The organism is Vitiosangium sp. GDMCC 1.1324 (genome assembly GCF_003044305.1).
Taxonomy (GTDB): Bacteria; Myxococcota; Myxococcia; order Myxococcales; family Myxococcaceae; genus Archangium.
Window position 1 is genome coordinate 16447 of the sequence record NZ_PZOX01000038.1, and the last position, 25625, is coordinate 42071.

The following is a 25625-nucleotide window of genomic DNA, read 5'->3' on the forward strand; positions in this document are numbered from 1 at the left end:
CTATCCGTGGCCGCGCGCCCGCTCGCGCGTCGTGCTGTGCAGCTCAGCCACCGAGGGCGGCAGCCGCACCGGGCGCTTCGTCTCCTGGGGCCGGCGCGTCTCCGGGTACAGCTTCACCAGCTCCCGGACCATCTTCACGATGACGGCGGGCGAGGACAGCGTCGACACGCCGCGCGTGCGCGGGAAGTAGTCCACGCCCATCTGGAACACCCGGAAGCCCTGATGGATGGCCTTCACCACCAGCTCCGCGTCGATGAAGGAGCCCTGGCTGTTGAGCTCCACCGCCTCGAGCACCCGCCGGTGCATCACCTTGAAGCTGAAGTTGATGTCCTTCACGTGGACACCGAACAGCGTGCGGATGAGCAGGTTGTAGGCGAACGAGTAGAGGATGCGCTTGGGCCCCTCGCTGGTGCGGTCGAACCGGAAGGCGCAGATCATGTCCGCCTCCAGGTACTTCATCAGATGCAGCGCCCGCTCCAGTTCCTCCAGGTCGAACGGCAGGTCGATGTCCGAGTACACCACCACGTCCTTGGTGGACGCGGACAGGCCGGTGCGCATGGCCCCGCCCAGCTTCAGGTTGACCGGGTGGGTGATGACCCGAAGCTGGGGGATGCGCGCGGCCAGTTGCTCGCAGATCTCCTGCGTGCGATCCGTGGAGGCGTCGTTGACGACGATGATTTCGAAGTCATCCGTCAGGCGGGGGAGCACCTCCATGGCGCGCGACACCGACCGCTCGACGTAGTCCTCCTCGTTCCAGGCGGGGAAGAAGAGGCTGATGCTGGGGGATTTGCCCACGATGAAACCTCGGCGGTGCGCCGCGTGACAAATGAGGCGCAGCGATGGCGGCTGGCTATCAAACATCCCAGGCCGTGCGCAATCCAACGGTCGCGAGGTCTTGCTCGGCCATGGTAGCGTCGAGGCTTGGGTTCGGTTTCGGGGAGCAATGTGGGAGACAGGCGCCTCATTCTGTTGGTGGACGAACTGCCTGAGCGACAGGCCGACCTGTCGAGCACGCTGGAGCAGGAGGGGTTCTCCGTCCGTTTGGTCTCACCCGGTTGGGAGGCTCAGCGCCTCATCGACGAGGCCCATCTGGTGCTGCTCATGCTGGGCCCCGCCGGTGGGCCCTCGCGGGCGCTGCTGCAGCACCTGATGGCCCGGGACGATGATGGCAGTGCGCTGCCCGTCATCGCGCTCGTGCCCGCGGAGGAGCGAGCGGCGGTGCTGGCCGCGCTGCGGCTGGGCGCCGAGGTGGTGCGCGCTCCCGTGGACTCCGAGGAGTTGGTGGCCCGCATGGCCCGCTGCATCCAGGAGCGCGAGCGCATCAACGCGCTCATCACCCGCGTGGCCTCCCTGGAGCGCCTGTCCATCACCGACGGGCTCACCGGCGTCCACAACCACCGCTACTTCCAGGACCGGCTGCGCGAGGAGTTCCGGCGCGCCCAGCGCTACGACGATCCGCTCTCGCTCATCCTCATCGACCTGGACCACTTCAAGGCCTTCAACGACGAGCATGGCCACCAGGTGGGCGACATCGTGCTGTGCGACGTGGCGGCCTCCCTGCAGCGCAGTGTGCGCGAAACGGACCTGCTCGCCCGCTATGGAGGCGAAGAGTTCGCCATCCTCCTGCCTCGCACCCCCCTGGCCGGCGCCCTCACCGTGGCCGAGCGCGTCTGGCGCGAGCTGGGCTCCCTCCACACCGGCCCCCAGCGCTCCCTGCGCGTCACCGCTTCGCTGGGCGTCTCCGTCTTCCCCCACCACGCCGTCAACAGCGCCGACCAGCTGGTGCGCTCCGCCGACCAGGCCCTCTACCTCGCCAAGAGCGAGGGCCGGAACCGCATCTGCATCTACACCTCCCCCATGCCCTTCGCCGGCTCCGCCTCTCGTTAGCTTGCCCACATACTCTCCGTGGGTCATCATTGACCCGATTCTCAGGTCGGGGTATTGAGGGACCCAGGGTGGAGGCGAGCCCCGGGTGTGGAAGCACCCGGTATTCGGGGCTTTGCGAGGCGGTGGACGTTGGCAGCGTCATTGCAAACGCTTCGGGTCTCGGACCCAGGACGAGGTTTCCACTGGAACTGGCGCAGACACAAGGAGCGGTGCCACGCGGACGGCTGCTGCTGGTGGACGACGAGGAGTACATCCTGAAGTCCATCCGGCGGGTGCTCCGTCGCGGCGATTGGCAGATTGAGACGGCCTCCGATGCGGAGGAGGGCCTCAAGGCCCTCGAGCGCTTCACGCCGGAGGTGGTCATCTCCGATTTCCGAATGCCGGGAATGAACGGCGTGGAGTTCCTCAGCCGGGTGAAGGCGCAGGTGCCGCGAGCCCAGCGCATCATGCTCACCGGCCAGGCCGATCAGCAGGCGATCGAAGAGGCCATCAACCGGTCGGAGATCTTCCGGTTCATCTCCAAGCCGTGGAACGACAGCCACCTGGTGCTCACGGTCAAGAGCGCCTTCGAGCAGTACGCGCTCCAGGCGGAGAACGAGCGGCTGCTCCGGGTGACGCAGCAGCAGAACGAGGAGCTGCGGCGGCTCAACGCGGAGCTGGAGACGCGCGTGGCGCTGCGCACGCACCTGCTGAGCCAGGCCAAGCGCGAGTGGGAGCTGTCGTTCGACTCCATGGAGACGCCGCTGGCGGTGGTGCGCCGGGACTACGGGGTGCGCCGCGCCAACCGGGCCTACGTGGACCTGGCCGGAGACAGGCTCCAGGGTCCGCTGTCCGAGGAGGGCAGCGACCAGCTGTGCCACAAGCTGCTGTTCGATCGGGACACGCCCTGCCCGGGCTGTCCGCTGCCCGAGGCCCTCCAGAGCGGCAAGGGGGCTCGCGCGGAGATCTCCCAGCGCGGCCGCGCCTACGCCATGGCCGCCTACCCGCTCACGGGCGAGGGGCGCGCCGTGTGCTCCTACCGGGACATCAGCGACGAGCGCGAGATGACGCGCCGGCTCATCGAGACGGAGAAGATGGCGGCGGTGGGCCAGCTCGCCGGCGGCGTGGCGCATGAGATCAACAACCCGCTGGGCGGCATCCTCGCCTTCGCGCAGTTGATGAAGCGCGACGAGGGCCGCAGCGCCTCGGATCTCGAGTCGTTGGATCTCATCGAGGAGAGCGCGCTGCGCTGCAAGCGGATCGTCGAGAGCCTGCTGAAGTTCAGCCGCCACAGCCGGACGGAGGATCGCCGCACCTTCCAGCTCAACAAGTGCGCGGAGGACTCGGCGGTGCTCTTCGGGGCGCAGCTCAAGGCCTACTCCAAGGTGCGGCTGGAGCTGCGCCTGGCGCCGGATCTGCCGGATCTGTTCGGAGACCCGAGCCAGCTCTCGCAGGTGATGCTCAACCTGCTGCAGAACGGACTGCACGCGCTGCCTCCTGGCGGTGGCGTGCTGATCCTGGAGACCGGCAAGGACGGCGACCGCTGCTTCTTCCGGGTCTCCGACACAGGCACTGGCATCGAGGAGCGCCATGTGGCGCGCATCTTCGAGCCGTCGTTCACGACGAAGCCGCCGGGGCAGGGCACCGGCCTGGGACTGGCGATCGCCTACCGCATCGTCGAGGACCACGGCGGCATCATCAAGGTGGACACCCAGATGGGTGAGGGTTCCCGCTTCACCGTCTACATCCCCATTCCCCTGCAGCTTGAGAGGTTGCCGTGAACCCGTCGCCGTCCACCACCACCAAGCGCGCCAAGATCCTGGTCGTGGATGACGATCCGATCGTGCTCAAGGCGGTCACGTCCATCCTCGCCCGGGAGGGCTACCAGGTCGTCTCCATCGACGACGCGGTGGAAGGACTGACCGCGGCGAAGGATCCGTCCATCGACGTGGCCGTGCTGGACATCAAGATGCCCAACCTGTCCGGGATGGATCTGCTGCGCGGCATCAAGGCGGCGCGGCCGGAGGTGGAGGTCATCATGATGACCGCCTTCGCCACCGTGGAGACGGCGGTGGAGGCGGTGAAGGCCGGCGCGTACGACTACCTCACCAAGCCCTTCGAGAACATCGACGAAGTGAGCATGACGGTGGCCAAGGCCGCCGAGCGCAAGGCGCTGCGAGACCGGGCCCGGGCGCTGGAAGAGGCACTCACCGCGCGCAACCAGTTCGAGGAGCTGATCGGCCAGTCGTCGCGGATGCGCGGCGTCTTCAAGCTGGTGGAGACGGTGAGCCACTCCACGGCCACGGTGCTCATCCAGGGCGAGAGCGGCACGGGCAAGGAGCTGGTGGCGCGGGCCATCCACTACCGCAGCGCGCGCAAGGACAAGCCCTTCGTGGCCGTCAACTGCTCGGCGCTGACGGACACGCTGCTGGAGAGCGAGCTCTTCGGCCACGTGAAGGGCAGCTTCACTGGGGCCACCTCCAACAAGAAGGGCCTCTTCGAGGCAGCCGACGGCGGCACCATCTTCCTCGACGAGATTGGTGATGTGCCTCCCGCCACCCAGGTGCGCCTGTTGCGCGTGCTGCAGGAGGGCGAGGTCAAGCGCGTGGGCGCCAACGAGCCGGTGAAGGTGGACGTGCGCGTCATTGCCGCCACGCACGTGGACCTCAGCCGGGCCAAGGAGCAGGGCAAGTTCCGCGAGGACCTCTTCTACCGGCTCAACGTCATCACCATCGACCTGCCGCCGCTGCGCGAGCGCCCCGAGGACGTGCCGCTCCTGGCGCACCACTTCCTCAAGCTGTACGCGGCGAGGATGGGCAAGCGGGTGACGGGCTTCACGCCGCGCGCCATGGAGGCGCTCACCTGCAACCGGTGGACGGGCAACGTGCGCGAGCTGGAGAACGTCATCGAGCGCGCGGCGGTGCTCACCTCCAAGGAAGTGCTGGACGTCGATGATCTGCCGCCGGGCTTCCAGGACGCGCCGCAGGCTGGGGCACAGGTGGAGGTGTTCAGCCTCGCGCACCTGCCCTATGCCCAGGCGAAGCGGCTGGCCATGCGCGCCTTCGAGCGGCGTTACCTCACCGCGCTGCTCGAGAAGCACAACCACAACGTCTCCAGTGCCGCTCGCGCCGCGGGAGTGGACCGCTCCAACTTCCGCCGCCTGCTCAAGCAGTACGAGGTGGCCGGCCGCTCCATGAAGCGCGGCAAGGACGGAGACGACGACGCGCTCGAGGCCGCCTCCTAGCCTTCCTCGCCCGGCTCGCGGGTCCGGCCCTCGAGCTGGCGTTGGATGTCCTCGTAGCGCTCGGCCAGCTCGTGCTCGAAGCCGTTGTGCGTGGGCGCGTAGAAGCGCCGGCCGCGCAGGGCCTCGGGCAGGTAGTCCTCGGGGACGTAGTTGCCCTCGAAGTTGTGCGGGTACTTGTAGCCCGCGCCGTACCCGAGCGACTTCATCAGCTTCGTGGGCGCGTTGCGCAGGTGCATGGGCACGGGCAGCGGCCCGCCCTCGGTGACGGCCTCTCGTGCCGCGGAGTAGGCGGTGATCACCGCGTTCGACTTGGGCGCCAGCGCCAGGTACGTCACCGCCTGGGTGAGTGGCAAGGTGCCCTCGGGCAGGCCCACCAGCTCGAAGGCCCGCAGTGCGTCCACCGCCACCCCCAGCGCCCGTGGGTCCGCGTTGCCGATGTCCTCCGAGGCGAAGATGACCATGCGCCGGAAGATGAAGACGGGGTCCTCTCCCGCCTCCAGCATGCGCGTCATCCAGTAGAGCGCGGCATCCACGTCCGAGCCGCGCATGGATTTGATGAAGGCGCTGATGACGTTGTAGTGCTCCTCGCCGCCTTTGTCGTAGAGCAGCGCCTTGTGCTGCATCGCCTCCTCGGCGATGGCCTTGTCCACCCGGGTGCCTCCGTGCGCGGCCGCCGCCTCCAGCGCGGTGAGCGCCCTGCGCGCGTCTCCTCCAGAGGACTGGACGATGAAGCCGAGCGCCTCGTCGTCCACCTGTACCCTGTCCGCGAGGCCCTTGGGGTCCACCACGGCCCGGCGCAGCAGCGCCACGAGCTCCTCTTCCTCCAACCCTCGCAGGGTGACGACGCGCGCTCGGGACAGGAGTGCCGCGTTCACCTCGAAGGAGGGGTTCTCCGTGGTGGCTCCGATGAGGGTGACCGTGCCCTTCTCCACGTGCGGCAGCAGCGCGTCCTGCTGCGCCTTGTTGAAGCGGTGGATCTCATCCACGAAGAGGATGGTGCGCTGACGGTTCAGCCTCCAGCGCTCCTGCGCCCGGCTCACTGTCTCGCGGATGTCCTTCACGCCGGAGAGCACCGCGGAGAGTGACTCGAAGGAGGCGCCGGTGGAGCGGGCAATGACGTGGGCGAGCGTCGTCTTGCCCGTCCCCGGGGGGCCCCAGAGGATGAGCGAGGGCACCTGGTCCTGCTGGATGGCCCGGCGCAGGAACCGTCCCTCGCCCGTCAGGTGCTCCTGCCCGACGAACTCCTCCAGGCGGGCGGGGCGCATCCGCTCCGCCAGGGGCGCCAGGGTGGCTTCATCCTTCCGGCTGGCATGCTCGAAGAGGTCCATGGGGGAATCCTGCTGCCCGGGCAGCACCTGTCACAGGGTCATCGAAGGGGTCATTTCATCCAGCGCTCTCCTGGCCGCCTGGATTAGAAACCGTACTTATCGTGAAGACCCTGGTGATCGTTGCGAAGAAGGATAAGCCCGAGGCGGCGGAGCTCGCCGCGCGCATCCGCGAGCGCTACCCCTCGCTGGACGTGCTGGGTGACCGCTTCCTGGCCCATGCGCTCGGCTGGCCGCGGATGGAGGACCGGGAGCTGGCCGCCCGGGCGGATCTGGTGGTCGTGCTGGGCGGGGATGGCACCCTCATCCACGCGGCCCGGCTGCTCGACGGGCGTCCCACGCCGATCCTCGGAGTCAACCTGGGCAGCCTGGGCTTCATGACCGAAATCCCCGTGGAGGAGCTCTTCACCGCGCTGGACGAGGTGCTCGCCGGCCGCTTCAAGGTGGACTCCCGGATGAAGCTCGCGTGCCGGCTGGTGCGCGAGGACCGGGTGATCGTCCAGGACGAGGTCCTCAACGACGTGGTCATCAACAAGGGCGCGCTGGCGCGCATCGCGGACCACGAGGTGTCCATCGAGGACGTGCCCATCGCCACGTACAAGGCGGACGGCGTCATCCTGTCCACGCCCACCGGCTCCACCGCGTACTCGCTGTCCGCGGGCGGGCCCATCGTCCACCCCTCGGTGGACTGCACGGTGCTCACGCCCATCTGCTCGCACGCGCTCACGCACCGCTCCATCATCGTGCCCGCGGACCGCACCATCCGCGTCGCCCTGCGCAGCGAGACGGCGGACACCTTCCTCACCCTGGACGGACAGACAGGCCACAGCCTGCAGTGCGAGGACATCATCGAGGTGGTGCGCTCGCCCAACCGGGTGAACCTGGTGCGCAACACCCGCGTGGGTTACTTCACCATCCTCCGGCAGAAGCTCCACTGGGGCGAGCGGTAGCGCGGCGTGTTCGTCTTCCTCTCGAAGCTGTTGGATCTGCTCCTCGCCCCGCTCTCGTGGGGGCTGCTGCTGGGCGGCGCGGGCCTGCTGCTGCGGCGAAGGCGGGCGAGGCTCGCGGCGTGGTTGCAGGGGCTCGGGCTGGCGGTGCTGTACGTCTTCTCCACCGAGCCCGTGGCCAATGGGCTGCAGTGCTGGGTGGAGGCGGGCGCGGTGTCCACGTACCGGCCGGACGTGGTCTACGACGCCGTCATCGTATTGGGCGGAGCGGTGGACGCGGATGCCACCGAGCGCTCCGGCCTCCCCGAGTTCACCCATCCCGTGGAGCGCATCCTCCGGGGCTTCGAGCTGCTGCGGGATGGGCATGCGCGCCAGGTGCTGCTCTCGGCGGGCACGCTGGACACGCGGCCCGGGGCGCTGGTGGAGGCGGACGTGCTGGCTCGGCAGCTCCGGCTGTGGGGGATTGAACCCGAGCGCATCGTCACCGAGGGCCGCAGCCGCAACACGCGGGAGAACGCGGTGGAGTCCGAGCGCATCATCCGGGAGAAGGGCTGGAAGCGGCTGGTGCTGGTGACGAGCGCGGCGCACATGCCTCGGGCGCTGGGCACCTTCGAGGCGGTGGGGCTGAAGCCGGACACGCTCGTGGTGGACGTGCGCGCGCACGACTGGCATGTGCGCGGCGCCTGGTGGCAGCCTCGGGCGTCCAACCTGGCGGCCGGGACGGACGTGCTGCGCGAGCTCGTGGGGCGGCTCGTCTACCGGCTGTGGGGCTGGGCCTGAGCCACACCTACTGCGCCGCCGCGTGCGCCGGGCAGGCTGGCACGTCCTTGTCGTCCTTCTTCGCCGTGTCACGCACGCCACCGCGCAGCCGCTCGATGCGGCCGGACGTCACGGGGGCGATGGACTCGGCGGAGGCGAAGGCGTCGCGCAGCACGTCCTGCGTGGTCTTCCCCTTCTCGGGCGAGACGCGGTACTTCGCGCCCTTGAACATGGTGTACCCGTCTCCGCCGCCCGACATGTACGAGTTGGTGGCGAGTGTGTACGTCCGCTTCGGATCCAACGGCTCGCCATTCACGGTGGCGCGCACGATGCGGTCTCCCACGGGCCGGCACACGTCGAAGGCGTACTGGATGCCGGACACCTGCGGGAAGCGTCCCGGGCCCGCCTCCTCGGCGCTGCGGCTGACGCCGTGCTCGAGCGCCTGGCGCAGCGCCTCACCCGTCACCTCGATGCTCACCACCGAGCCCGGGTAGGGGTGGATGGCCAGCACGTCGCGCCGCGTGAGCGGGCCCGGTCTCAGCACCGAGTCCGAGCGGATGGAGCCTCCGTTGATGAGCGCCACCTCGGCGCCGGTGGCCTTGCGGTAGGCGTCCGCGACGAACGAGGCCAGATTCGTCTCGTGGGTGCGGTTGGACTCTTCGATCGCGTCCAGGGCCACGGCGGTGCGGCCCACGGGCTGGGAGAGATCGGCCATCATCGCGTCATACTCGTGCATGGCCGTGGCGAAGGCCGGGTCCTCCGGCACCTCGGGCGTCACCGGCAGCACGTCGAAGTCCATGCTCTTCAGCTTGTGACTCTGGGTGCCCACGTGCAGCGTGACGCGCCCCAGCTCCCGCGCCTCGGACGACATCTTGATGATGGGCGTGCCGTTGGACACCGCCTGCATCATCACGTGCTCGTGGCCTCCGATGATGAGATCGATGGGCGCGCAGCGGGCGAGCACCTTGTCCTCGGCCACGAACAGGTGCGTGAGCGCGACGACGACCTGGGCACCCTGCTTGCGCATCTGCGGCACCAGCTCGCGCGCCCTGGCGCACGTGTCCGTGAAGTACACGTCCGGCCCCGGCTTGGAGCTGTACTTCGTCTTGCCCAGCAGCACGCCGAAGATGCCCACCTTCACGCCGCCCACGTCGCGGATGATGAAGGGCGGGGTGTCCCCGAAGGTATGGCCCGTCTGCTTGTCCATCACGTTGGCGCCCAGCCACGTGAAGTGGGACTCCTTCATCCGCTGGCGCATCACGTCGGGGCCGAAGTCGAACTCGTGGTTGCCCAGCACCGCCACGTCCAGACCGAGCGCGTTCCACGCGTCGATCATCTGCTTGCCCTTGTGGAAGGTGGACTCCACGGACGGGCCCAGCGTGTCACCGGCCAGCAGGAACAGGGTGTTCGGGGACTCGGCAAGCACCCGCTTGCGCAGCGTGGACAGCCGCGCCAGTCCACCCCGCGCCCCGAAGTCCACCGGGGAGAACTGATACACGTCATTCACGTGCAGCAGCGTGAGGGTGACAGAGGGCTCGTCGTCCTGCGTGGAGTCGGAGGCCGCGTTCGCGGCGGGTGGGGACTCCGGAGCGGATGCGCTCCCCGGCAGCGTGGCACAACCGGCGAGGAGCAGCGCAGCCAGGGACGAGGCGAGGGGGCTCAGCAGGCGGGACGGATGGGACATGGGATGGTGTCGGGGGCGGCGAATCTCCCATGTCCGGCGCGGTTGTGCACCCTTTCACGTGACACCCCCGTGACGCGGTGTGCCGAGGTGCGCTCACCCCCTCGCCCTGGGGGCGGCGGACGGGCCACGAGGCTCCCCGCTCGAGGTGCGGGCGGGACGGGTTCACACCGTGTAGCGGCGCCCCTGCACGAGCGGCTCGATGTTGCTCGCCTCGAGGTCGAAGTCGTCCGGGTAGTGGATGAGCCGCATCTTCGCGCGCAGCGGCGCGGGCAGCGCGGCCAGCTTCTCGTAGGGCGTGTGCACGCCGTAGTTCGTCTCGTGCACCACGAGGTCCGCCTCGGCGAGCCAGGCGATGAGGCCCTCGTCATAGGCGGTGTCCGCGCTGTAGCCCAGGCAGCGGCCTCCCGCGCGGATGCGCAGGGCCGTGGTGGGGACGTGGTGGTACGTCATCCGGCTCTCGATGGAGAAGGGCCCGAAGCGCACGGGCGCGTCGGTGGAGAGCGGGAGGGGGGGCTCGAAGTAGTCGTCGAAGCCGTGGTGTTGCGGCTCGCCTCCGGGCTTGCGGATGAGGTCCTCCATGCCCGCGGCGAGGTGGCCGTCCCAGAGCCTGTGCGTCACGTCCGGGTGGGCGAGCAGCTGCATCTTCCGCTTCAGCACGAAGAAGGAGAAGTAGCCGAGCCCCTCCACACCCGAGCTGTGGTCCGCATGCAGGTGGGTGAGGATGAGGCCCGAGACGCGATCCACGTCCAGCGCCACGCCCGAGGACAGGCTGGCCTCGCGCATCATCTTGCGGATGGGGTGCGGACAGTCGAGGAGGAGCACCTGGCCCTCGGCTTCGAGCGCCAGACAGGAGGAGTAGCGCAGCGCGGAGAAGGCATCGCCGACGCCGAGGGTGACGAAGGACAGGCTCATCGTGGGCTCCAATGGGAGGTGGGGCTCATCCGCTGCCGCAGCTTCGCCGCGACGGCGGGTGGGCAGAAGTCCGAAACGTCCTCGCCGCGCTCCAGCTTCTCCTTGAGCGCGCTGCTGCTCACCGCGGCGAGGTGGGCTTCGGCGGGGAGGAAGAGGGTGGACAGGTCCGGTGCGAGTGCACGGTTGGCCTGGGCCAGCGTCGTCTCGAACTGGGCATCCGTGGCGCCGCGTACTCCGCGCAGCAGCACGCTGGCGCCGATGGCCCGCGCGTAGTCCACGATGATCCCCTCGGTGCTGGCCACGGTGACGTTGGGGTGGAGCGCCACCACCTCGCGCAGCAACTCCACGCGCTCGGCCACGGTGAGCAGGGTGCGCTTCTCGGGGTTGATGGCCACCACCACCACCACGTGGCCGAAGAGACGCGCGGCCTGGCGGACGACGGAGAGGTGGCCGGCGGTCACCGGATCGAAGCTGCCGGCATAGACGGCGATGGTCATCACGACACCTCCGGTTGACCCCCGGATACGAGCGTCCGGGGCGGATGGAAGGTCAGCGCCACCCAGGCCACGGCCGCGGCGCAGAGGGCCGCCGCGAGCGTGAAGTGCCACGCATAGCCGAGCGCCTGGGCACTGAAGCCACTCACGGCCGCGGCCGTGCCGGTGGCCATCACCACGAGCGAGGCCTGCACCGTGTAGTCGGACGCGGCGTGCTCCGGGCGGCAGAGCTCCATCATCACCGTGAAGAGGGCCGCGGTGGCCATGCCGCTCGTCAGGTGCTCGACGCCGCAGATGAGCGTGAGCAGGGGGAGGGAGGAGGCCCCGCGCGCGGCCATCGCGTAGAGGAGCACCGCTCCCGCCTGAAGGGTGCCGAAGACGAGCAACGCGCGCCGCTGCCCCAGCCGGTTGACGAGCGCCCCGCCCACGAGCGCGCCGAGCAGCCCCGTGGTGAAGCCCACGAACCCGAGCATCCAGCCCACCTGCGACAGGCCCAGCCCCACGTCGACGAGGAAGGTGCGCAGCATCCCCGTCGCCAGGTTCTCGCCCGCCTTGAAGAGGATGAGCAGCGTGAACCACGTGCCCGCGCCCGGGCGGCGCACCCAGTAGAGCAGGGCCTCGCGGAGCCAGCGCCACGTGCTCACGGGCTCGCTCCTGGGAGTGGGGGAGGCGGGCTCGTGGAAGCGCGCTATCGGCACCGTGGCCACGAGCAGCAGCACGCCCAGGCTCACCAGGGTGGGGCGCCAGCCCAGCTCGTCGAAGATGATGAGCATCAATCCGCCACCGAGGATCATCCCCACCCGATAGCCCGCCACCTGGATGCCGTTGCCCCAGCCGAGCTCCCGGGGCTCGAGCAGGTCCACCGCGAGCCCGTCCGTGGCCACGTCCTGCGTGGCCGCCAGCAGGTTGACGAGCAGCACCGTCACCAGGAGCCCCGTCACGCTCACGGTTCCCTCGGGAAGGGCGAGCCCCAGCAGCAGCGCCGCCGAGAGGAACTGCAGCGGCAGGATGTAGCCGCGCCGCCGTCCCAGCTTCTCCGAGCCGTACCGGTCCATCAGCGGAGCCCAGAGGAACTTGAGCGCCCAGGGCAGCGCGAGCAGGTTCGTGAGCCCGATGGCCGGGAGCGATAGGCCCTGCTTGCGCAGCAGCACTGGGAGCGCCTGGGTGAAGAAGCCGAAGGGCAGGCCCTGCGAGAGGTAGAGGCTCGTGAGCAGTCCGAGCTTCGTCGAGGTCTTCAGCGCGGTCTTCATGTGCCCTCCGAGGCTTCCGCCGTGTCGAGCAGACCCGCGGCCATGCGTTTCACCGTGCTCGCGGCGGAGCCCGGGGGAATGAGGTCCGGGGCCGCAGCGGCCAGGACGAAGTAGCCCTGCACCGACGCGAAGAGGCCCGCCGCCACCGCGCGAGAGCGTCTGCGGCCGATGACCGCGGCAACCAGTTCCTCCAGGTGCGCCAGGTCGGCGCGCACCACCTTCTCGTACGCCGCTCGCACCTCGGGCTGCCTCACCGCCTCCGCGCTGATGGTCACCCACGCCGCCACCGAGGCAGGATCCGCGTCGTCCCCCGTGGCCAGGAATGCATCGAGGAATGCGTCCACCTGCGCCCGGGCTCCGCCCCTCACCCGCTCCACCCTCAGCTTCACCCGTTCGCGCACGCGCCCCGCGAGCTGCTCCACCAGCGTCAGGAGGATCTCCTGCTTCTCCGTGAAGTGGTAGTGCACCAGCCCCTGGCTCAGTCCCGCCGCCTTCGCGATCTCCGAGATGGAAGCGCGCTCGTAGCCGCGCTCCGCCATGACGCGCAGCAACCCCTCGACGATCTGCTGCCGACGTTCCTCCGTGTTCGATGGGCGGGCCATCCGCGGCTCCATTTCTAGGTTGGTTGACCAATTTATAAGCTCACGGACGGGCGGCGTCAACCGGGGCTCTCGGCGTTGGATCCCAAGGGGCATCCACTTGCGGACACCCGGCTGTCCTCTACCGGACGCGATTCGGGGCCGTGTGGCCCAAATCCTCCGTCACGGGCGTATTCTCAAGGGGAGCGATTTTCTGCCTTCCAGGGGGGAGGCATGAGGGATTGGGCGAGCGCTGACCCTCATCGAGGAGGACTGCCTTGAAGGACGTGACCATCGCGGGAAACAAGCTCGAGTACTTCCACATCGCCGCGCTCTTCCGGTCTCGTGAGGAGGAGTACGAGGTGCTCCGCTCCTATATCCAGGAAGGGATCGCGTCCGGCGAGAAGGCCGTCCATATCTGTGATCCCAATCTGAGACATGATCACCTCCATCGCCTGGAGACGATGGGCGTCCCCACCCACGACTGCACGAGGACGGGGCAGCTCGAGGTGCTGGGGTGGAACGAGGCCTACCTCAAGGATGGCCGGTTCGACAGCGAGACGATGATGGCGCTGCTCGAGGAGGTGGTGAAGACGAGCCAGGCCGAGGGCTTCCCGCGCGTTCGCATGATGGGCCACATGGAGTGGGTGTTCGAGGAGCGGCCAGGAGTGGAGCACTTCATCGAGTACGAATCGCGCGTCAACCACCTGCTCAACCGGCTGAAGCAGCCCGCGATCTGCGTCTACGATCTCAATCGCTTCAGCGGCCCGACCGTCATGGCCGTGCTGCGGACCCACCCGTACGCCCTCGTCGATGGCGTGGTCCGGGAGAACCCGTTCTATGTCCCGCCCGAGGAGCTTCGTGGCTCCTCCACGAAGAACGAGCGGGGCTGAGCGAGGAAGGCCGTCCACTTGACCAGGGAGCGGACAGTCTTCCGGCTGTCGGATCTCGCCGATCTGGGGGCGCTCGCGCTTCGCCGGCAGGTCAATGACCTGTTCGCGCTCCTCGAGCTGACGTCGGTCTGGCAGGGCAGGGAACCGGGGGAGATCGCCGAGAGCTGTCTCGAGGTCCTCGTGTCCCTGCTGCGTCTGGACGTGGCCCTCCTGCGGTTCGATGGAGTGGACGGGCTCCTCGAACGACGCTTCCCCGCGGAGGTGGACCGCGAGGCGCTCCTGTCCGTGGGACGCGGTGCGAGTCCGGATGCGCCGGCGCTCTTCGAGCTGCCACGGCCGAACACCGTCGGACGGAACTCCATCCGGGTGGTCGCGGTCCCACCCCTGGGTGAGACGGGCACGGTCATCGTCGGCTCGTGGCGTGAGAACTTCCCCACCGCGCATGAGCGCCACCTGCTCCAGACGATCGCCAACCAGGTCGCGCTCGCGATGCAGTCGAGCCGTGAGGAGCGCGCACGGCGCGAGCTCGCCGAGGAGCGGGCCCGCCTCTCGCGTGTGAACTCCGTGCTCGCGATGCTCCATGCCCTCTCGGATGGCCTCTCCCGGACGAACACCTTCGCCCAGGTCGCGGAGGTGCTCCTCTCCCGGGGGTTGGCCGCCATGGGGGCTCACGCGGGGTGCCTGTTCCTGACCGATGAGTCCGGGCTCGGGCTGAGCCTGCTCCGGGCCGTGGGCTACCCCGAGGCGCTCATGCGTGGCTTCCAGCACATCCCGGCGAACGCCGACCTGCCGCTCGCGGAGGCCTTTCGCCGGAAGCGAGGCGTCTTCCGCAGTGACAGCTCCCTTCTCGTGGAGGAGCCCGAGCTGCCCCGGTTTCCCTCCAGGGTGTTCGCCGCCGTTCCATTGCTGGTCGACGCGCATTGCCTCGGGGTGCTCGGCGTCGGCTTCTCCGAGCCACGGCCGTTCGTGGACGATGAGCGCGCGTTCATCCTGGCGATCGCCCAGCAGGCGGCTCAGGCGTGTGATCGCGCCCGGTTGCTCGAGGCCGAGCGGTGCGCCCGGCGCATGGCGGAGGCCAGGCAGTCCCGGGCGGATCTCCTGGCGGAAGCGAGCGCGATCCTCGGCTCGTCGTTGGATCTGGGTGCATCCCTCACCCGGGTTGCCCATCTGGTGGTGCCGCGGTTCGCCGACTGGGCCGTGATGCAGGTGACGGAGCGCTCACCGTCCGGCACCGACGAGACGAAGACGGTGGTGGTCCACCAGGACCCGAGGCGGGTCGACATGGCGCGCGAGCTGGCCCTCTCGTTGCTCTCGACGGGGAGTGCGCCGCGCTCATGCGTCACGAACAACTCGGTCATCGCTCCCATCTCCGCGCGCGGCCGGGTCCTCGGCTCCATCGTCCTGGGGTCCGAGGAGCCGGGCCGGTACGACACCGAGGCCCTGGAGCTCGTCGAGGAGCTGGGCCTGCGAGCGGGAGTGGCGCTCGACAATGCCCGCCTCTATCAGGAGGCGCGCGAGGCGGATCGCCGCAAGGACGAGTTCCTCGCGATGCTCGGCCATGAGCTGCGCAATCCGCTCGCGCCGATGGTCACGGCGCTCCAGTTGATGCGCATGAAGGAGGAGGGGTCCTGCGAGCGCGAGCGGACGATCATCTGCCGGCAGGTCGAACACCTCATCCGGTTGGTGGATGATCTGCTCGACGTCTCACGCATCACGCGCGGGAAGATCCAGCTCAAGCGCGGGTGCATCGACCTCATGGCCGTGCTGGCCAAGGCCGTCGAGATGGCGAGCCCCCTGCTGGAGCAGCGGTCGCACCACCTGGAATTGCCCCCGGCGGGCGAGCCGCTCTTTGTCGACGGAGATTCGGCGCGGATCGCCCAGGTCCTGTCCAATCTCCTCAACAACGCCGCGAAATACACCGACCCCGGAGGGAGGATCTCCGTCACCGTGGTGCGTGAAGGGGAGCAGGCCGTGCTGCGGATCCGGGACAACGGGGCGGGCATCGCACCCGACGTTCTTCCGAGGATCTTCGACATGTTCGTCCAGGAGGGCCGGTCGATCGATCGTTCTCAAGGGGGACTCGGCCTGGGCCTGGCGATCGTTCGCAGCATCGTCGAGCTCCATGGAGGTACCGTCTCGGCGCGGAGCGAGGGGTTGGGCCGGGGGAGCGAGTTCGTCGTCCGCCTGCCGCTCGCCACACCGCGCGGCCCGGAAGCGGACGAGCACCGGAGCCATCTACCCGAAGCGTCTTCCCAGGGCGCGGTGGACTCCGTGCGGCTGCTCGTCGTGGACGACAACCGCGATGCGGCCGAGCTGCTCACCGAGCTCCTGGACTCGAAGGGCTATGTCACGCGGATGGCCTTCGACGGTCCCTCCGGGCTCACGGAGGCCAGCGCGTTCCGGCCGCACATCGCGCTGTTGGATGTGGGCCTGCCGGTGATGGACGGTTACGAGCTCGCATCGAAGATCCGTCAGGACCCCGCCCTGGCGGGCATCAAGCTGGTGGCCGTCACCGGCTATGGGCAGGACTCCGACTGCCGCCGTGCGCGGACGGCGGGGTTCGATGTGCACATGGTCAAGCCCATCGACCCCGGCCAGTTGCTGGGCGTCATCCGGGAGCTGGTGGGCAACCGGGAGGATGGACCGCGTGTGGCCGCCGGGAGCGGGCAGGGACGGTCTCAGTAGGAGAGGAGCGAGCAGACCTTCTCGCGGCCCAGCCGCTCGCGACCGGGCAGGAAGTCCAGCGAGATGAGGAAGCTGAAGCCCACCACCTCTCCGCCCAACTTCGTCACCAGCCTCGCCGTTGCCTCGGCGGTGCCACCGGTGGCCAGCAGGTCATCCACGATGAGCACCCGGTCTCCGCGGCCCACCGCGTCCTCGTGGAGTTGCAGCCCGTCGTTTCCGTACTCCAGGGAGTAGCGCTCCGTCACTGACTTGTAGGGCAGCTTTCCCGGCTTGCGCGCCGGCGCGAAGCCCGAGTGCAGTGCCAGGGCGATGGGCGCGCCCAGAAGGAAGCCGCGCGCCTCCACGCCCACCACCCGCGTGATGTGCCGGCCACGGAAGGGCGCCGCCATCGCGTTCACCACCCGCCCGAAGAGGTGCGGATCCGCCAGCACCGGCGTCACATCCTTGAAGGAGATTCCCGGCTTCGGGAAGTCCGGCACGTCGCGGATGCGCGCCTTCACGTCGTCGAGAAGGGTGGAGTCGTGGCCGGGAATGAACAGGGATGGGTTGTTGCTCATGTGAAGAGCTCCGGGTTGACGCAGTGAGGTGGCTTCCGCCCTTCCAGCGCGGCGAGGACATTATCTACTGCCATGGCCGCCATTCGACCACGTGTTACATGGCTCGCGCTCGCGATGTGCGGGGCGAGGAGGACTTGGGGGAGCTTCATCAGGGGGCTGTCCGGCGGCAGGGGTTCCGGATCCGTCACGTCCAGCGCGGCACCCCCGAGGTGTCCGCTCGTCAGCGCCTCCACGAGGGCGGCCTGGTCCACCACCGTCCCTCGCGCCGTGTTCACCAGCAGCGCCCCCGGCTTCATGGCCGCGAATTCCGCCCGCCCCAGCCAGTGCCGGGTCTCGGTGTTCAGCGGCACATGGAGCGAGACGAAGTCCGACTCGGCCAGCAGCGTGGCCTTGTCCACGCGCGTGAGCCCCAGCTCCGCCTCCAGGTCCGGTCGGGCCCGGCGGTTGACGTACAGAATCCGCATCCCGAATCCCCGCGCCCGCCGCGCCACCGCCGCGCCAATGGCGCCCAGCCCCACCAGGCCCAGCGTCGCCCCGTACACGTCCGTTCCCAGCAGCAGGCCGGGCTCCCACGTCTTCCACTTGCCCGCCCGCACATACGCGTCCGCCTCCGCCACCCGCCGCGCCAGCCCCAGCAACAGGGCGAAGGCGAAGTCCGCCGTCGTCTCGGTGAGCACCCCGGGCGTGTTGCCCACGGGGATGCGCCGCGTGGTACAGGCCGCCACGTCGATGTTGTCGTACCCCACCGCCACATTGCTGACGGCCCGCAAGCGGTGCGCTCCGGCGAGCAGGGGCTCGTCTACCCGGTCGGTCAGCAGAGTGATGAGCCCATCTACTTCGCGGGCCTCGGCGAGTAATACCTCCCGTGGGGGAGGCAACTGCTCTTCCCACACTCGGAGTGAGACCTGGGCGGCCAGCCGGGCGAGGGCGACGCCTGGAAGTTGGCGTGTGACGAAGACTCGGGGGCGGGTGGGGCGTTCCATGTCGACCGCCGATGCTCGCACAGCCGCGGGCCGTGCGGTGGATGACCGAGCGACCATCGCCCGACCATCCACCTTCATTTTTCCCACGACGGAGGCTGCCCCGTCTGTGGTACTCGAATGGATTCCCCTCGCACCGGGGGGGAAGGGACTTGCAAGAACGTGCCCTCCACCGCCGACACACGAGAAGCCCCTTTCCCGCTTGATGGCCAGTGGCTGCGCGCCCTCAAGGCGGAGGTTCAGCCCACCACCTTCAAGAAGGGCCGCGAAGTCGCGGAGACGCGCCGCGTCTTCGGCCTCCAACGGGAGGGTAACCGCATCCGCGCCCAGGTGGCCGGCTCCGCCTCTCCCGAGGAGCGCTATGAGGTCGCCCTCGAGGTGGGTGATGGCAAGGCCACCTCCAAGTGCACCTGCCCGTCCTGGAACGTCTACGGGCCGCACTGCAAGCATGTGGTCGCCGCGGCGCTCGTCTTCGCCGCTCGCCTGCGTGCCTCGATGATCGCCTCGAGCGCCTCCGCCGCCGCTGCGGCCGCCGCACCGGCCGCCGCACCGGCCGCCGACTCTTCCGAGGAGCCCTCGCCCGACGGCGAGGTGGACGCTGAAATGGATGCACCCGTTCCCACGGCGGAGGGCTCGCCCCTGGTGGATGCGGTGAGCCTGCCCGCGCTCGCCAAGGTGGAGAGCTGGCTGGGCCTCTCCGCCCTGCCGGACTACGAGTTCCTCTACCGGCTGACTCCCTCCAATACCGGCCCTGGAGGCCGCCATTGGCTGGTGGATGTTCGCCGCCAGGATGCCCAGATGAAGGGGCCCGTGCACGTCAAGCGCATGCTCCAGGCGGGCACCCGCATCTCCCCGGCCGATGAGCGCGTCTTCATCCTGCTCGCCAAGCACGAGCACCGGTACGACTCGCGCGTCGTCCTCTCCGACGAGGATCTGTGCGAGCTGCTCGAGTTCCTGCGTCAGCGCCGCGTCATCTACCGCGGCACCGCGCTCCACTTCGAGCAGGAGCCGGTGCGGCCGCAGATCCACCTCGAGTCCCGTTCGGACGGAGCCACCGCTCGCATCGAGCTGCTCATGCCGGACAACACGAGCCTGGCCCTCAAGGACGCCATCCTGCTGGCGGGCATGCGCACGTGGATCATCTCCGGGCAGATGCTCTACCCGGTGGAGCCGGACCTGCCGCCGCGCCTGGTGCGCAAGTGGCTGCTGGAGCCCACCATGGCCTTCCCGGTGGGGCAGCTGGACCGGGTGCTCACGTTCTTCGCCGCCCACCTGCCGCGCTTCCACATGGCGCTCAAGGCGGACGACATCGACGTGGACGAGTCCGTGGAGCCCCGCTTCCTGCTCACGCTCGAGGGCACTCCCGAGCGCGTGAAGGTGCAGCTCGCCGCGCGCTACGGGCAGACGACCGTGCCCGTGTCCCCCAACGCCGCGCACCTGGGCTACGCCAGTGGCGTGGGTACGGATGGCCGCAAGCTGTACCGGCGCCGCGAGGAGCTCGAGCGCGCCGCGGGCAAGCGCCTGCAGGAGCTGGGGCTGCGCTATGACGGTCACACCCACGCCTACGATGCCAGTGGGGACGGGGCCATCGAGTTCTGGGCGCGCGGCCTCGCGTCGCTGCCCGAGGACTGGGAGCGCTACGGCGTGCAGGCCCCCAAGGTGCGCCTGCGGCCCAAGTTGCGTCCGCGCATCCGCGTGGGAATGAGCGGGGTGAGCTGGTTCGAGCTGGACGCCGAGTTCATCACGGATGACCAGGCGGTGGACCTGGGCGCGGTGCGCATGTGGCTCGACTCGGGCCGGCGCTTCGTGCCCCTGAAGGACGGCACGTATGCCGAGGCGGATGTCGCGGAGATCAAGCGCGCCGCGGACCTCCTGGAGGAGGCGGGTGCCATGCCCGGCCGCACCCGTACGCGCCTGCCGTTGCACCAGGCCGTCGCGCTGGATCTGCTGGTCGAGCTCGGCGAGTTCACCGAGGTGGAGACCAAGGCGCGCAAGGCGATGACGGAGCTGCGCGACACCAACGGCGTGCCCAAGGTGGCCCTGCCCGAGGGGCTCAACGCCACGCTGCGCCACTACCAGGAGGCGGGTCTCTCCTGGCTGTGGTTCCTGCACCGGCACGGCCTGTCCGGCATCCTCGCGGACGACATGGGTCTCGGAAAGACGATCCAGTCGCTGAGCCTGCTGCAGAAGGTGAGCAACGAGGAGGGCCGCAAGCCGTCGCTCGTGGTGGCCCCCACCAGCGTGCTCGCCAACTGGGAGCGCGAGGCCGAGCGCTTCACGCCGAACCTCAAGACCGTGGTCTGGCACGGCCAGGACCGCAAGGAGCGCGTGGAGGACCTCAAGGGCGCGGATCTCGTGCTCACCTCCTATGCGCTGGTGCGGCGCGACCTGGAGGCTCTCAGCCAGGTGGGCTTCCGCTACGTCATCCTCGACGAGGCGCAGAACATCAAGAACGCGGACAGCGCCACGGCGCAGGCCTGCAAGTCGCTGCCGAGCGACACGCGGCTGGCGCTCACGGGTACGCCGCTGGAGAACCGGCTCAGCGAGCTGTGGAGCCTCTTCGACTTCCTCATGCCGGGCTTCCTCGGCAGCGCGGAGGGCTTCAGCGATCGTTTCGAGCAGCCCATCCAGGTGGCCAACGACAGCTCCGTGAGAGACCGGCTGCGCCGCCGCATCCAGCCCTTCATCATGCGCCGTCTGAAGACGGAGGTGGCCAAGGATCTGCCGCCCAAGACGGAGAGCGTGGCGTGGTGCGAGATGGAGCCCGGCCAGGCCGCGCTCTACCGCGAGGTGCTCGAGGAGAGCCGCCGCAAGGTGAACGAGTCCATCGAGAAGGTGGGCTTCAAGCGCAGCCGCGTCTCCATCCTCGCGGCGCTCATGCGCCTGCGTCAGGTGTGCTGCGATCCGCGCCTGCTCAAGATGCCTCCCGGCACACTGCTGCCCGGCAGCGCGAAGCTGGAGCGCTTCGGCCAGCTCGTGGACGACCTGGTCGCCGAGGGCCACCGGGCGCTCGTCTTCAGCCAGTTCACCGAGATGCTGGAGCTGCTCAAGGGCGAGGCGGACAGGCGGGGCCTGAGCTACCTCTACCTGGACGGCCGGACGAAGGACCGCATGGGCAAGGTGGACGAGTTCAACCGTCCGGACGGGCCGCCGCTCTTCTTCATCAGCCTGAAGGCGGGTGGCACGGGCCTCAACCTGACCGCGGCCGACTACGTCATCCACTATGACCCCTGGTGGAACCCGGCCGTGGAGGACCAGGCCACGGACCGTACCCACCGCATCGGCCAGACGCGCGCGGTCATCAGCTACAAGCTGATTACCCGCGGCACCGTCGAGGAGAAGATCCTCAGCCTCCAGAAGCGCAAGAAGGACCTGGCCGCGGGCGTGCTCAGCGCGGATGCCGACTTCGGCAAGCTCCTCACCGAGCAGGACCTCGTCGACCTCTTCCAGGGAGAGTGACCCCAGAGGGCTACACGGGAGTCCGACCGCTCACATCACCCTCCGTGCATGCAGGCTGCCGCACGAGCCACGGGACGGAACGCTTGTGCAGTGTCAGAGGCCACTGCTAGGTTGTTCAGGTACGGGCCGAATGGCGGAAGGAGGGCACCGTGCTACTGGGCTTGCGCATTTCGAATGTGGCGGTGATCGAGGAGGTGGAGGTGACGTTCGGAGCCGGCCTGACCGTGCTCACGGGCGAGACGGGCGCGGGCAAGTCCATCCTGGTGGATGCGCTCGGGCTGCTGCTGGGCGGGCGGGCGGATGCGGACGCCATCCGCGCGGGCTGCGAGGAGGCCTCGGTGGAGGGCGTCTTCGAGCGCACGCCGGCGCTGGCCGCGCGCATGGATGAGCTGGGGGTGCCGGACCTCGGGGATGAGGTGCTGGTGCGCCGGGTGGTGGGCCGCAATGGCCGGGCCAAGGCCTATATCAATGGTTCCCTGGTGACGGTGGGCGTGCTGGCGCGCTTCATGCGCGGCGTGGTGGACATCGCCGGCCAGCACGAGCACGTGAGCCTCTTCGACGCCGGGCTGCACCGGGTGCTGCTGGACCGCTACGGTCGGCTGGAGGAGCAGCTGGCCTCCTATGGGCGGGACTACGCGGCGGTGGCGGAGGTGGTGGCGCGCATGGAGGCGCTGGGCGGGGACGAGTCCCGGCTGCGCGAGCGCGCCGAGTTCCTCCGTTTCCAATTGGACGAGATTACGCGCCTGGACCCGGAGCCGGGCGAGGACGTGCGGCTGGACGCCGAGCGGCGCCGGTTGGCGGGCTCGGAGAAGCTCAAGCGGCAGGGCGCCGAGGCGGAGCTTCTGCTCGCGGGCGAGGAGTCGAGCGCGGTGGAGACGGTGGGCCGCGCGCTGGGGCTGGTGAGCGAGGCGGCGAAGTGCGACGCCACGCTGGCCCCGGTGGCGGAGTCGCTGGGCGCGGCCCTGTCGGAGCTGGAGGAGGCGCAGCGCCGGCTCAACCGGTACGTGGAGGGACTGGAGTCCGACCCGGCCCGGCTGGGCGAGGTGGAGGATCGCCTGGACGCCCTCAAGCGGCTGTGCCGCAAGCATGCCGCCACCCTGGAGGGCGTGCTGCAGAAGCGGGACGCGCTGGAGACGGAGCTGTCCACGCTGGACAACCGGCAAGAGGTGCTGGAGCAGCTCGCCCGGGAGCGCAAGGCCGCCGAGGAGCGGGCCCGCCGCAGTGGCGAGGCGCTCTCGCGGGCGCGGGCCGCGTGCGCCGGCACCTTTGGAGTCCAGGTGCGCGAGGGCCTGGGGCAGCTGGCGCTGGGCAAGGCGGCCTTCGAGGTGCGGGTGACGCCCGGCACCCAGCTCAAGGCCGAGGGCCTGGACGAGGTGGAGTTCTTCTTCAGCGCCAACCCGGGCGAGCCTCCCCGGTCGCTGGCCAAGGTGGCGTCGGGCGGCGAGGCCTCGCGCCTCCTGCTGGCCCTCAAGCGTGCGTTGGCGGACAGTGATGGCTGCGGCTGCTACATCCTGGACGAGGCGGATTCGGGCGTGAGCGGCGCCATCGCCGACGTGGTAGGTCGGATGATCAAGGATGTCAGCGGCCACCGCCAGGTGCTGTGCATCACCCACCTGCCGCAGGTGGCGGCCTATGCGGATGCCCACCTGCTCATCCGCAAGGGGCTCAAGGGCGAGCGCACCGTTTCGGAGGTGGTTCCCCTGGAGGCGGGCTCCGAGCGCACCCAGGAATTGGCGCGGATGATGTCCGGAGTCGAGGTGACGCGAGAGGCGCTGGGAGCAGCCGAGGCCCTGGTCCGCTCGGCCCACCGGGCGTCCGGACCCCCCCGGGCCCGGCGTGAACCGACCCCGGATGGCGGGTCCCGGAGCAGGCTGCGGCGCACCGCGTAGCAAGTACGTGCAACGCCTCCTTGCTCCGATAAGGTCCCTCACATAGCATCCACGCCGTGTCTAGAACCGCAGGGCAGACCGCGGCTCCCCGCATGAAGGTCGTCTCGGCCGGCCTCACGGACGTGGGGCGTAAGCGCAACCACAACGAAGACAGCTTCCTCATCGATGACGAGCTCCAGCTCTACGTCGTCGCGGATGGCATGGGCGGCCATGCTGGGGGCGGTACCGCCTCCCGCATCGCCGTCGAGACCATCGACAAGGAACTGAGACGGGCCCGGGAGAGCCGGGACAACCCGTTCGTCACCAGCCCCAACCTGCAGGACGCGCTCCTGCCGGATGCCTTACGCACGGCGGTGGAGAAGGCCTGTCTGGCCATCTTCACCACCGCGCAGGAGGATCCGCGCCTGTCCGGCATGGGGACGACGGTCATCTCGCTCGTCGTGCGTGACAACCACGCGTTCTTCGCCCACGTGGGCGACAGCCGCGCCTACCTCGTCCGGGGCCCCCTCATCCAGCAGATCTCCGAGGACCACTCGTTGGTCAACGAGCAGATCAAAGCCGGGATGATCACCCCCGAGGAGGCCAAGCACTCCCGCTACAAGAACATCATCACGCGCTCCGTGGGCTTCGAAGAGGAAGTCCAGGTGGACGTGATGGGTGTGGTGGCGGAGCCAGGAGACGTCTTCCTGCTGTGCTCGGATGGTCTCGCCAACATGGTGGAGGACCGGGAACTGCACGAAGTGGTGCAGGCCTCCTCCAACCTCGCGGACGTTCCCAAGCGTCTCATCGACCTGGCGAACGAGCGCGGCGGCGACGACAACATCACGGTCATCGTGGTGCAGATGTCCTCCTGAATTCGGTCGCTCCGAGTGAGCGGCTGGAATTGTTCCACGCAACTGGACGTGGAATGTCGGGTGTCGTGCGTCCTTGCTTGACACCCTGAGAAGTCGGGTGGTAGCTGCCCAAACAATTCCCGTGTCACGAGAGGCACGGTGGTGGACGGAGTGGATGGGCGGCAGGGCGTGGGGGAGATGAAACGCGCTCGGGGACGACCTAGCTTCTCGCCCCGGGTTCGCACGCCGAAGCGCTGAGGCGCACTAAGGGAGCTGGCATTGGCGAAGGCGAAAAAGACCTACACCCTGATGTTGATCGCGGACCACAACTCCCCGGTCAGGCGGTTCAACGTCTCGAAATCGCTCATCCTGCAGGTGGGGGGCGGGGTGTTGTTGCTGGCGGGTCTGGCCCTGGGGGCCACCCTCCATTACTTCCAGGTGGCGCGGGACGCGGCGGAGAACCGGATCCTCCGAGAGGAGAACCTGACGCTGCGCGGCCAGTTGAAGACGGTGCGTGAGCGCATCGAGCACATCGGTTCGACGCTGGACCGGGTGGAGCGTTTCGACCAGAAGCTGCGCTCCATCACGCTGCTGTCGGATCCGCAGCGCAACCTAGCCATGGGCCCGGTGGAGCAGTCGCCGGGAGTGGGCGCGCCCGCCGCGGAGACGCAGTTCACCGAGCTGACCAGCATGGAGTCGCCCAAGGCGCTGGTGGGCAAGTTGGACCGGCTGAGCGCCGAGGCCACCCGCCAGGAGCAGAGCCTCCAGGAGCTGCAGGCCTACTTCCAGGACCAGAAGTCGCTGCTGGCCTCCACCCCGTCCATCTGGCCGACGCGCGGCTGGGTGACGAGCGACTTCGGCCAGCGGTTGGATCCGTACACGGCGGAGCGTGTGACGCACGCGGGCATGGACATCGCGGCCCCGCACGGCAAGGAAGTCAGCGCGCCGTCGGATGGCACGGTGGTGTTCGCGGGGCTCGAGGGCGGTTACGGCAACGTCATCGTCATCGACCACGGCTACGGCATCAAGACGCGCTTCGGCCACCTGTCGAAGATTCTGGTGAAGGCGGGAGACCACGTGAAGCGCGGCTCGCCCATCGCCAACGTGGGCAACACCGGCCGCTCCACCGGTCCGCACCTGCACTACGAGGTGCGCGTCAACGGCATCCCGCAGAACCCGCGCAAGTTCATCCTCGAGGAGTAGCCTGCCGGGTCGTGCCTCTCTCTCGAGGGAGGAGACAAGGGGGTGAGGGCCGGGTGCCCTCGCCCCT

The 25625-nt window shown here is 69.1% G+C and carries 20 protein-coding genes; 11 read left to right on the plus strand and 9 right to left on the minus strand.

Annotated elements, in window-relative coordinates; genetic code table 11:
• Positions 1 to 795: a glycosyltransferase family 2 protein gene (locus DAT35_RS55190; protein ID WP_108077536.1), complete on the minus strand. Its 795-nt coding sequence runs from the start codon at positions 793 to 795 to the stop codon at positions 1 to 3.
• Between the two features lie 177 nt (positions 796 to 972).
• On the opposite strand from DAT35_RS55190, the gene DAT35_RS55195 reads away from it, so the two are divergent.
• The 3 genes from DAT35_RS55195 to DAT35_RS55205 all read left to right on the plus strand — a co-directional run bounded on the left by DAT35_RS55195 (position 973) and on the right by DAT35_RS55205 (position 5110).
• A complete protein-coding gene (locus DAT35_RS55195; RefSeq protein WP_233262274.1) occupies positions 973 to 1887 on the plus strand; it encodes a GGDEF domain-containing protein in 915 nt (304 codons plus the stop codon).
• Positions 1888 to 2096: 209 nt separating this feature from the next.
• On the plus strand, positions 2097 to 3647 hold the full coding sequence (locus tag DAT35_RS55200) for an ATP-binding protein (protein ID WP_199243299.1): 1551 nt from the start codon (positions 2097 to 2099) through the stop codon (positions 3645 to 3647).
• Complete coding sequence (locus DAT35_RS55205) at positions 3644 to 5110, plus strand: sigma-54 dependent transcriptional regulator (RefSeq protein WP_108077537.1); 1467 nt, start codon at positions 3644 to 3646, stop codon at positions 5108 to 5110. The genes DAT35_RS55200 and DAT35_RS55205 overlap by 4 nt, the downstream gene beginning before the upstream one ends.
• Here DAT35_RS55205 and DAT35_RS55210 read toward each other — a convergent pair.
• The gene (locus DAT35_RS55210; protein WP_108077581.1) at positions 5107 to 6438 is read right to left on the minus strand and encodes a replication-associated recombination protein A; all 1332 of its coding nucleotides are present in this window, start codon (positions 6436 to 6438) and stop codon (positions 5107 to 5109) included. The two genes, DAT35_RS55205 and DAT35_RS55210, sit on opposite strands and share 4 nt — an antisense overlap.
• A gap of 101 nt (positions 6439 to 6539) precedes the next feature.
• On the opposite strand from DAT35_RS55210, the gene DAT35_RS55215 reads away from it, so the two are divergent.
• Together DAT35_RS55215 and DAT35_RS55220 are read left to right on the plus strand one after the other, a co-directional pair.
• Positions 6540 to 7385, plus strand: a complete 846-nt coding sequence (locus DAT35_RS55215) for an NAD(+)/NADH kinase (protein ID WP_108077538.1) — start codon at positions 6540 to 6542, stop codon at positions 7383 to 7385.
• Between the two features lie 6 nt (positions 7386 to 7391).
• Complete coding sequence (locus tag DAT35_RS55220; RefSeq protein ID WP_108077539.1) at positions 7392 to 8162, plus strand: YdcF family protein; 771 nt, start codon at positions 7392 to 7394, stop codon at positions 8160 to 8162.
• Positions 8163 to 8169: 7 nt separating this feature from the next.
• Here the strand turns inward: DAT35_RS55220 and DAT35_RS55225 are convergent, their stop codons facing one another.
• From DAT35_RS55225 to DAT35_RS55245, 5 genes are all read right to left on the minus strand, one after another.
• Entirely contained in the window at positions 8170 to 9825 is a 1656-nt protein-coding gene (locus DAT35_RS55225) for a bifunctional UDP-sugar hydrolase/5'-nucleotidase (protein WP_108077540.1), read from the minus strand.
• A 162-nt stretch (positions 9826 to 9987) separates the two neighbouring features.
• Entirely contained in the window at positions 9988 to 10737 is a 750-nt protein-coding gene (locus tag DAT35_RS55230; protein WP_108077541.1) for an MBL fold metallo-hydrolase, read from the minus strand.
• The gene (gene coaD, locus DAT35_RS55235; RefSeq protein WP_108077542.1) at positions 10734 to 11234 is read right to left on the minus strand and encodes a pantetheine-phosphate adenylyltransferase; all 501 of its coding nucleotides are present in this window, start codon (positions 11232 to 11234) and stop codon (positions 10734 to 10736) included. Before coaD ends, DAT35_RS55230 begins: the two co-directional genes overlap by 4 nt.
• A complete protein-coding gene (locus tag DAT35_RS55240; protein ID WP_233262275.1) occupies positions 11234 to 12481 on the minus strand; it encodes an MFS transporter in 1248 nt (415 codons plus the stop codon). Before DAT35_RS55240 ends, coaD begins: the two co-directional genes overlap by 1 nt.
• Positions 12478 to 13083, minus strand: a complete 606-nt coding sequence (locus DAT35_RS55245; RefSeq protein ID WP_108077543.1) for a TetR/AcrR family transcriptional regulator — start codon at positions 13081 to 13083, stop codon at positions 12478 to 12480. Before DAT35_RS55245 ends, DAT35_RS55240 begins: the two co-directional genes overlap by 4 nt.
• Before the next feature lie 263 nt (positions 13084 to 13346).
• On the opposite strand from DAT35_RS55245, the gene DAT35_RS55250 reads away from it, so the two are divergent.
• Complete coding sequence (locus DAT35_RS55250) at positions 13347 to 13952, plus strand: MEDS domain-containing protein (protein WP_233262279.1); 606 nt, start codon at positions 13347 to 13349, stop codon at positions 13950 to 13952.
• Positions 13953 to 13970: 18 nt separating this feature from the next.
• The gene (locus tag DAT35_RS55255; RefSeq protein ID WP_108077545.1) at positions 13971 to 16637 is read left to right on the plus strand and encodes an ATP-binding protein; all 2667 of its coding nucleotides are present in this window, start codon (positions 13971 to 13973) and stop codon (positions 16635 to 16637) included.
• Here the strand turns inward: DAT35_RS55255 and DAT35_RS55260 are convergent.
• Together DAT35_RS55260 and DAT35_RS55265 are read right to left on the minus strand one after the other, a co-directional pair.
• Positions 16631 to 17194 (minus strand): adenine phosphoribosyltransferase, encoded by a 564-nt coding sequence (locus DAT35_RS55260; protein ID WP_108077546.1) that lies wholly within the window; start codon positions 17192 to 17194, stop codon positions 16631 to 16633. The genes DAT35_RS55255 and DAT35_RS55260 overlap by 7 nt on opposite strands.
• The gene (locus DAT35_RS55265; RefSeq protein ID WP_108077547.1) at positions 17191 to 18177 is read right to left on the minus strand and encodes a D-glycerate dehydrogenase; all 987 of its coding nucleotides are present in this window, start codon (positions 18175 to 18177) and stop codon (positions 17191 to 17193) included. The genes DAT35_RS55260 and DAT35_RS55265 overlap by 4 nt, the downstream gene beginning before the upstream one ends.
• 159 nt (positions 18178 to 18336) lie before the next feature.
• Here DAT35_RS55265 and DAT35_RS55270 point away from each other — a divergent pair, with 159 nt between their 5' ends.
• From DAT35_RS55270 to DAT35_RS55285, 4 genes are all read left to right on the plus strand, one after another.
• Positions 18337 to 21633 carry a DEAD/DEAH box helicase gene (locus DAT35_RS55270; protein ID WP_108077583.1) on the plus strand — a complete coding sequence of 1099 codons (3297 nt, stop codon included), beginning with the start codon at positions 18337 to 18339 and terminating at the stop codon, positions 21631 to 21633.
• Between the two features lie 149 nt (positions 21634 to 21782).
• Positions 21783 to 23522, plus strand: a complete 1740-nt coding sequence (recN, locus tag DAT35_RS55275; RefSeq protein WP_108077548.1) for a DNA repair protein RecN — start codon at positions 21783 to 21785, stop codon at positions 23520 to 23522.
• Positions 23523 to 23614: 92 nt separating this feature from the next.
• Entirely contained in the window at positions 23615 to 24376 is a 762-nt protein-coding gene (locus DAT35_RS55280; RefSeq protein WP_199243300.1) for a Stp1/IreP family PP2C-type Ser/Thr phosphatase, read from the plus strand.
• Positions 24377 to 24664: 288 nt separating this feature from the next.
• Entirely contained in the window at positions 24665 to 25558 is an 894-nt protein-coding gene (locus DAT35_RS55285; RefSeq protein ID WP_108077584.1) for a M23 family metallopeptidase, read from the plus strand.
• Positions 25559 to 25625: the final 67 nt, after the last annotated feature.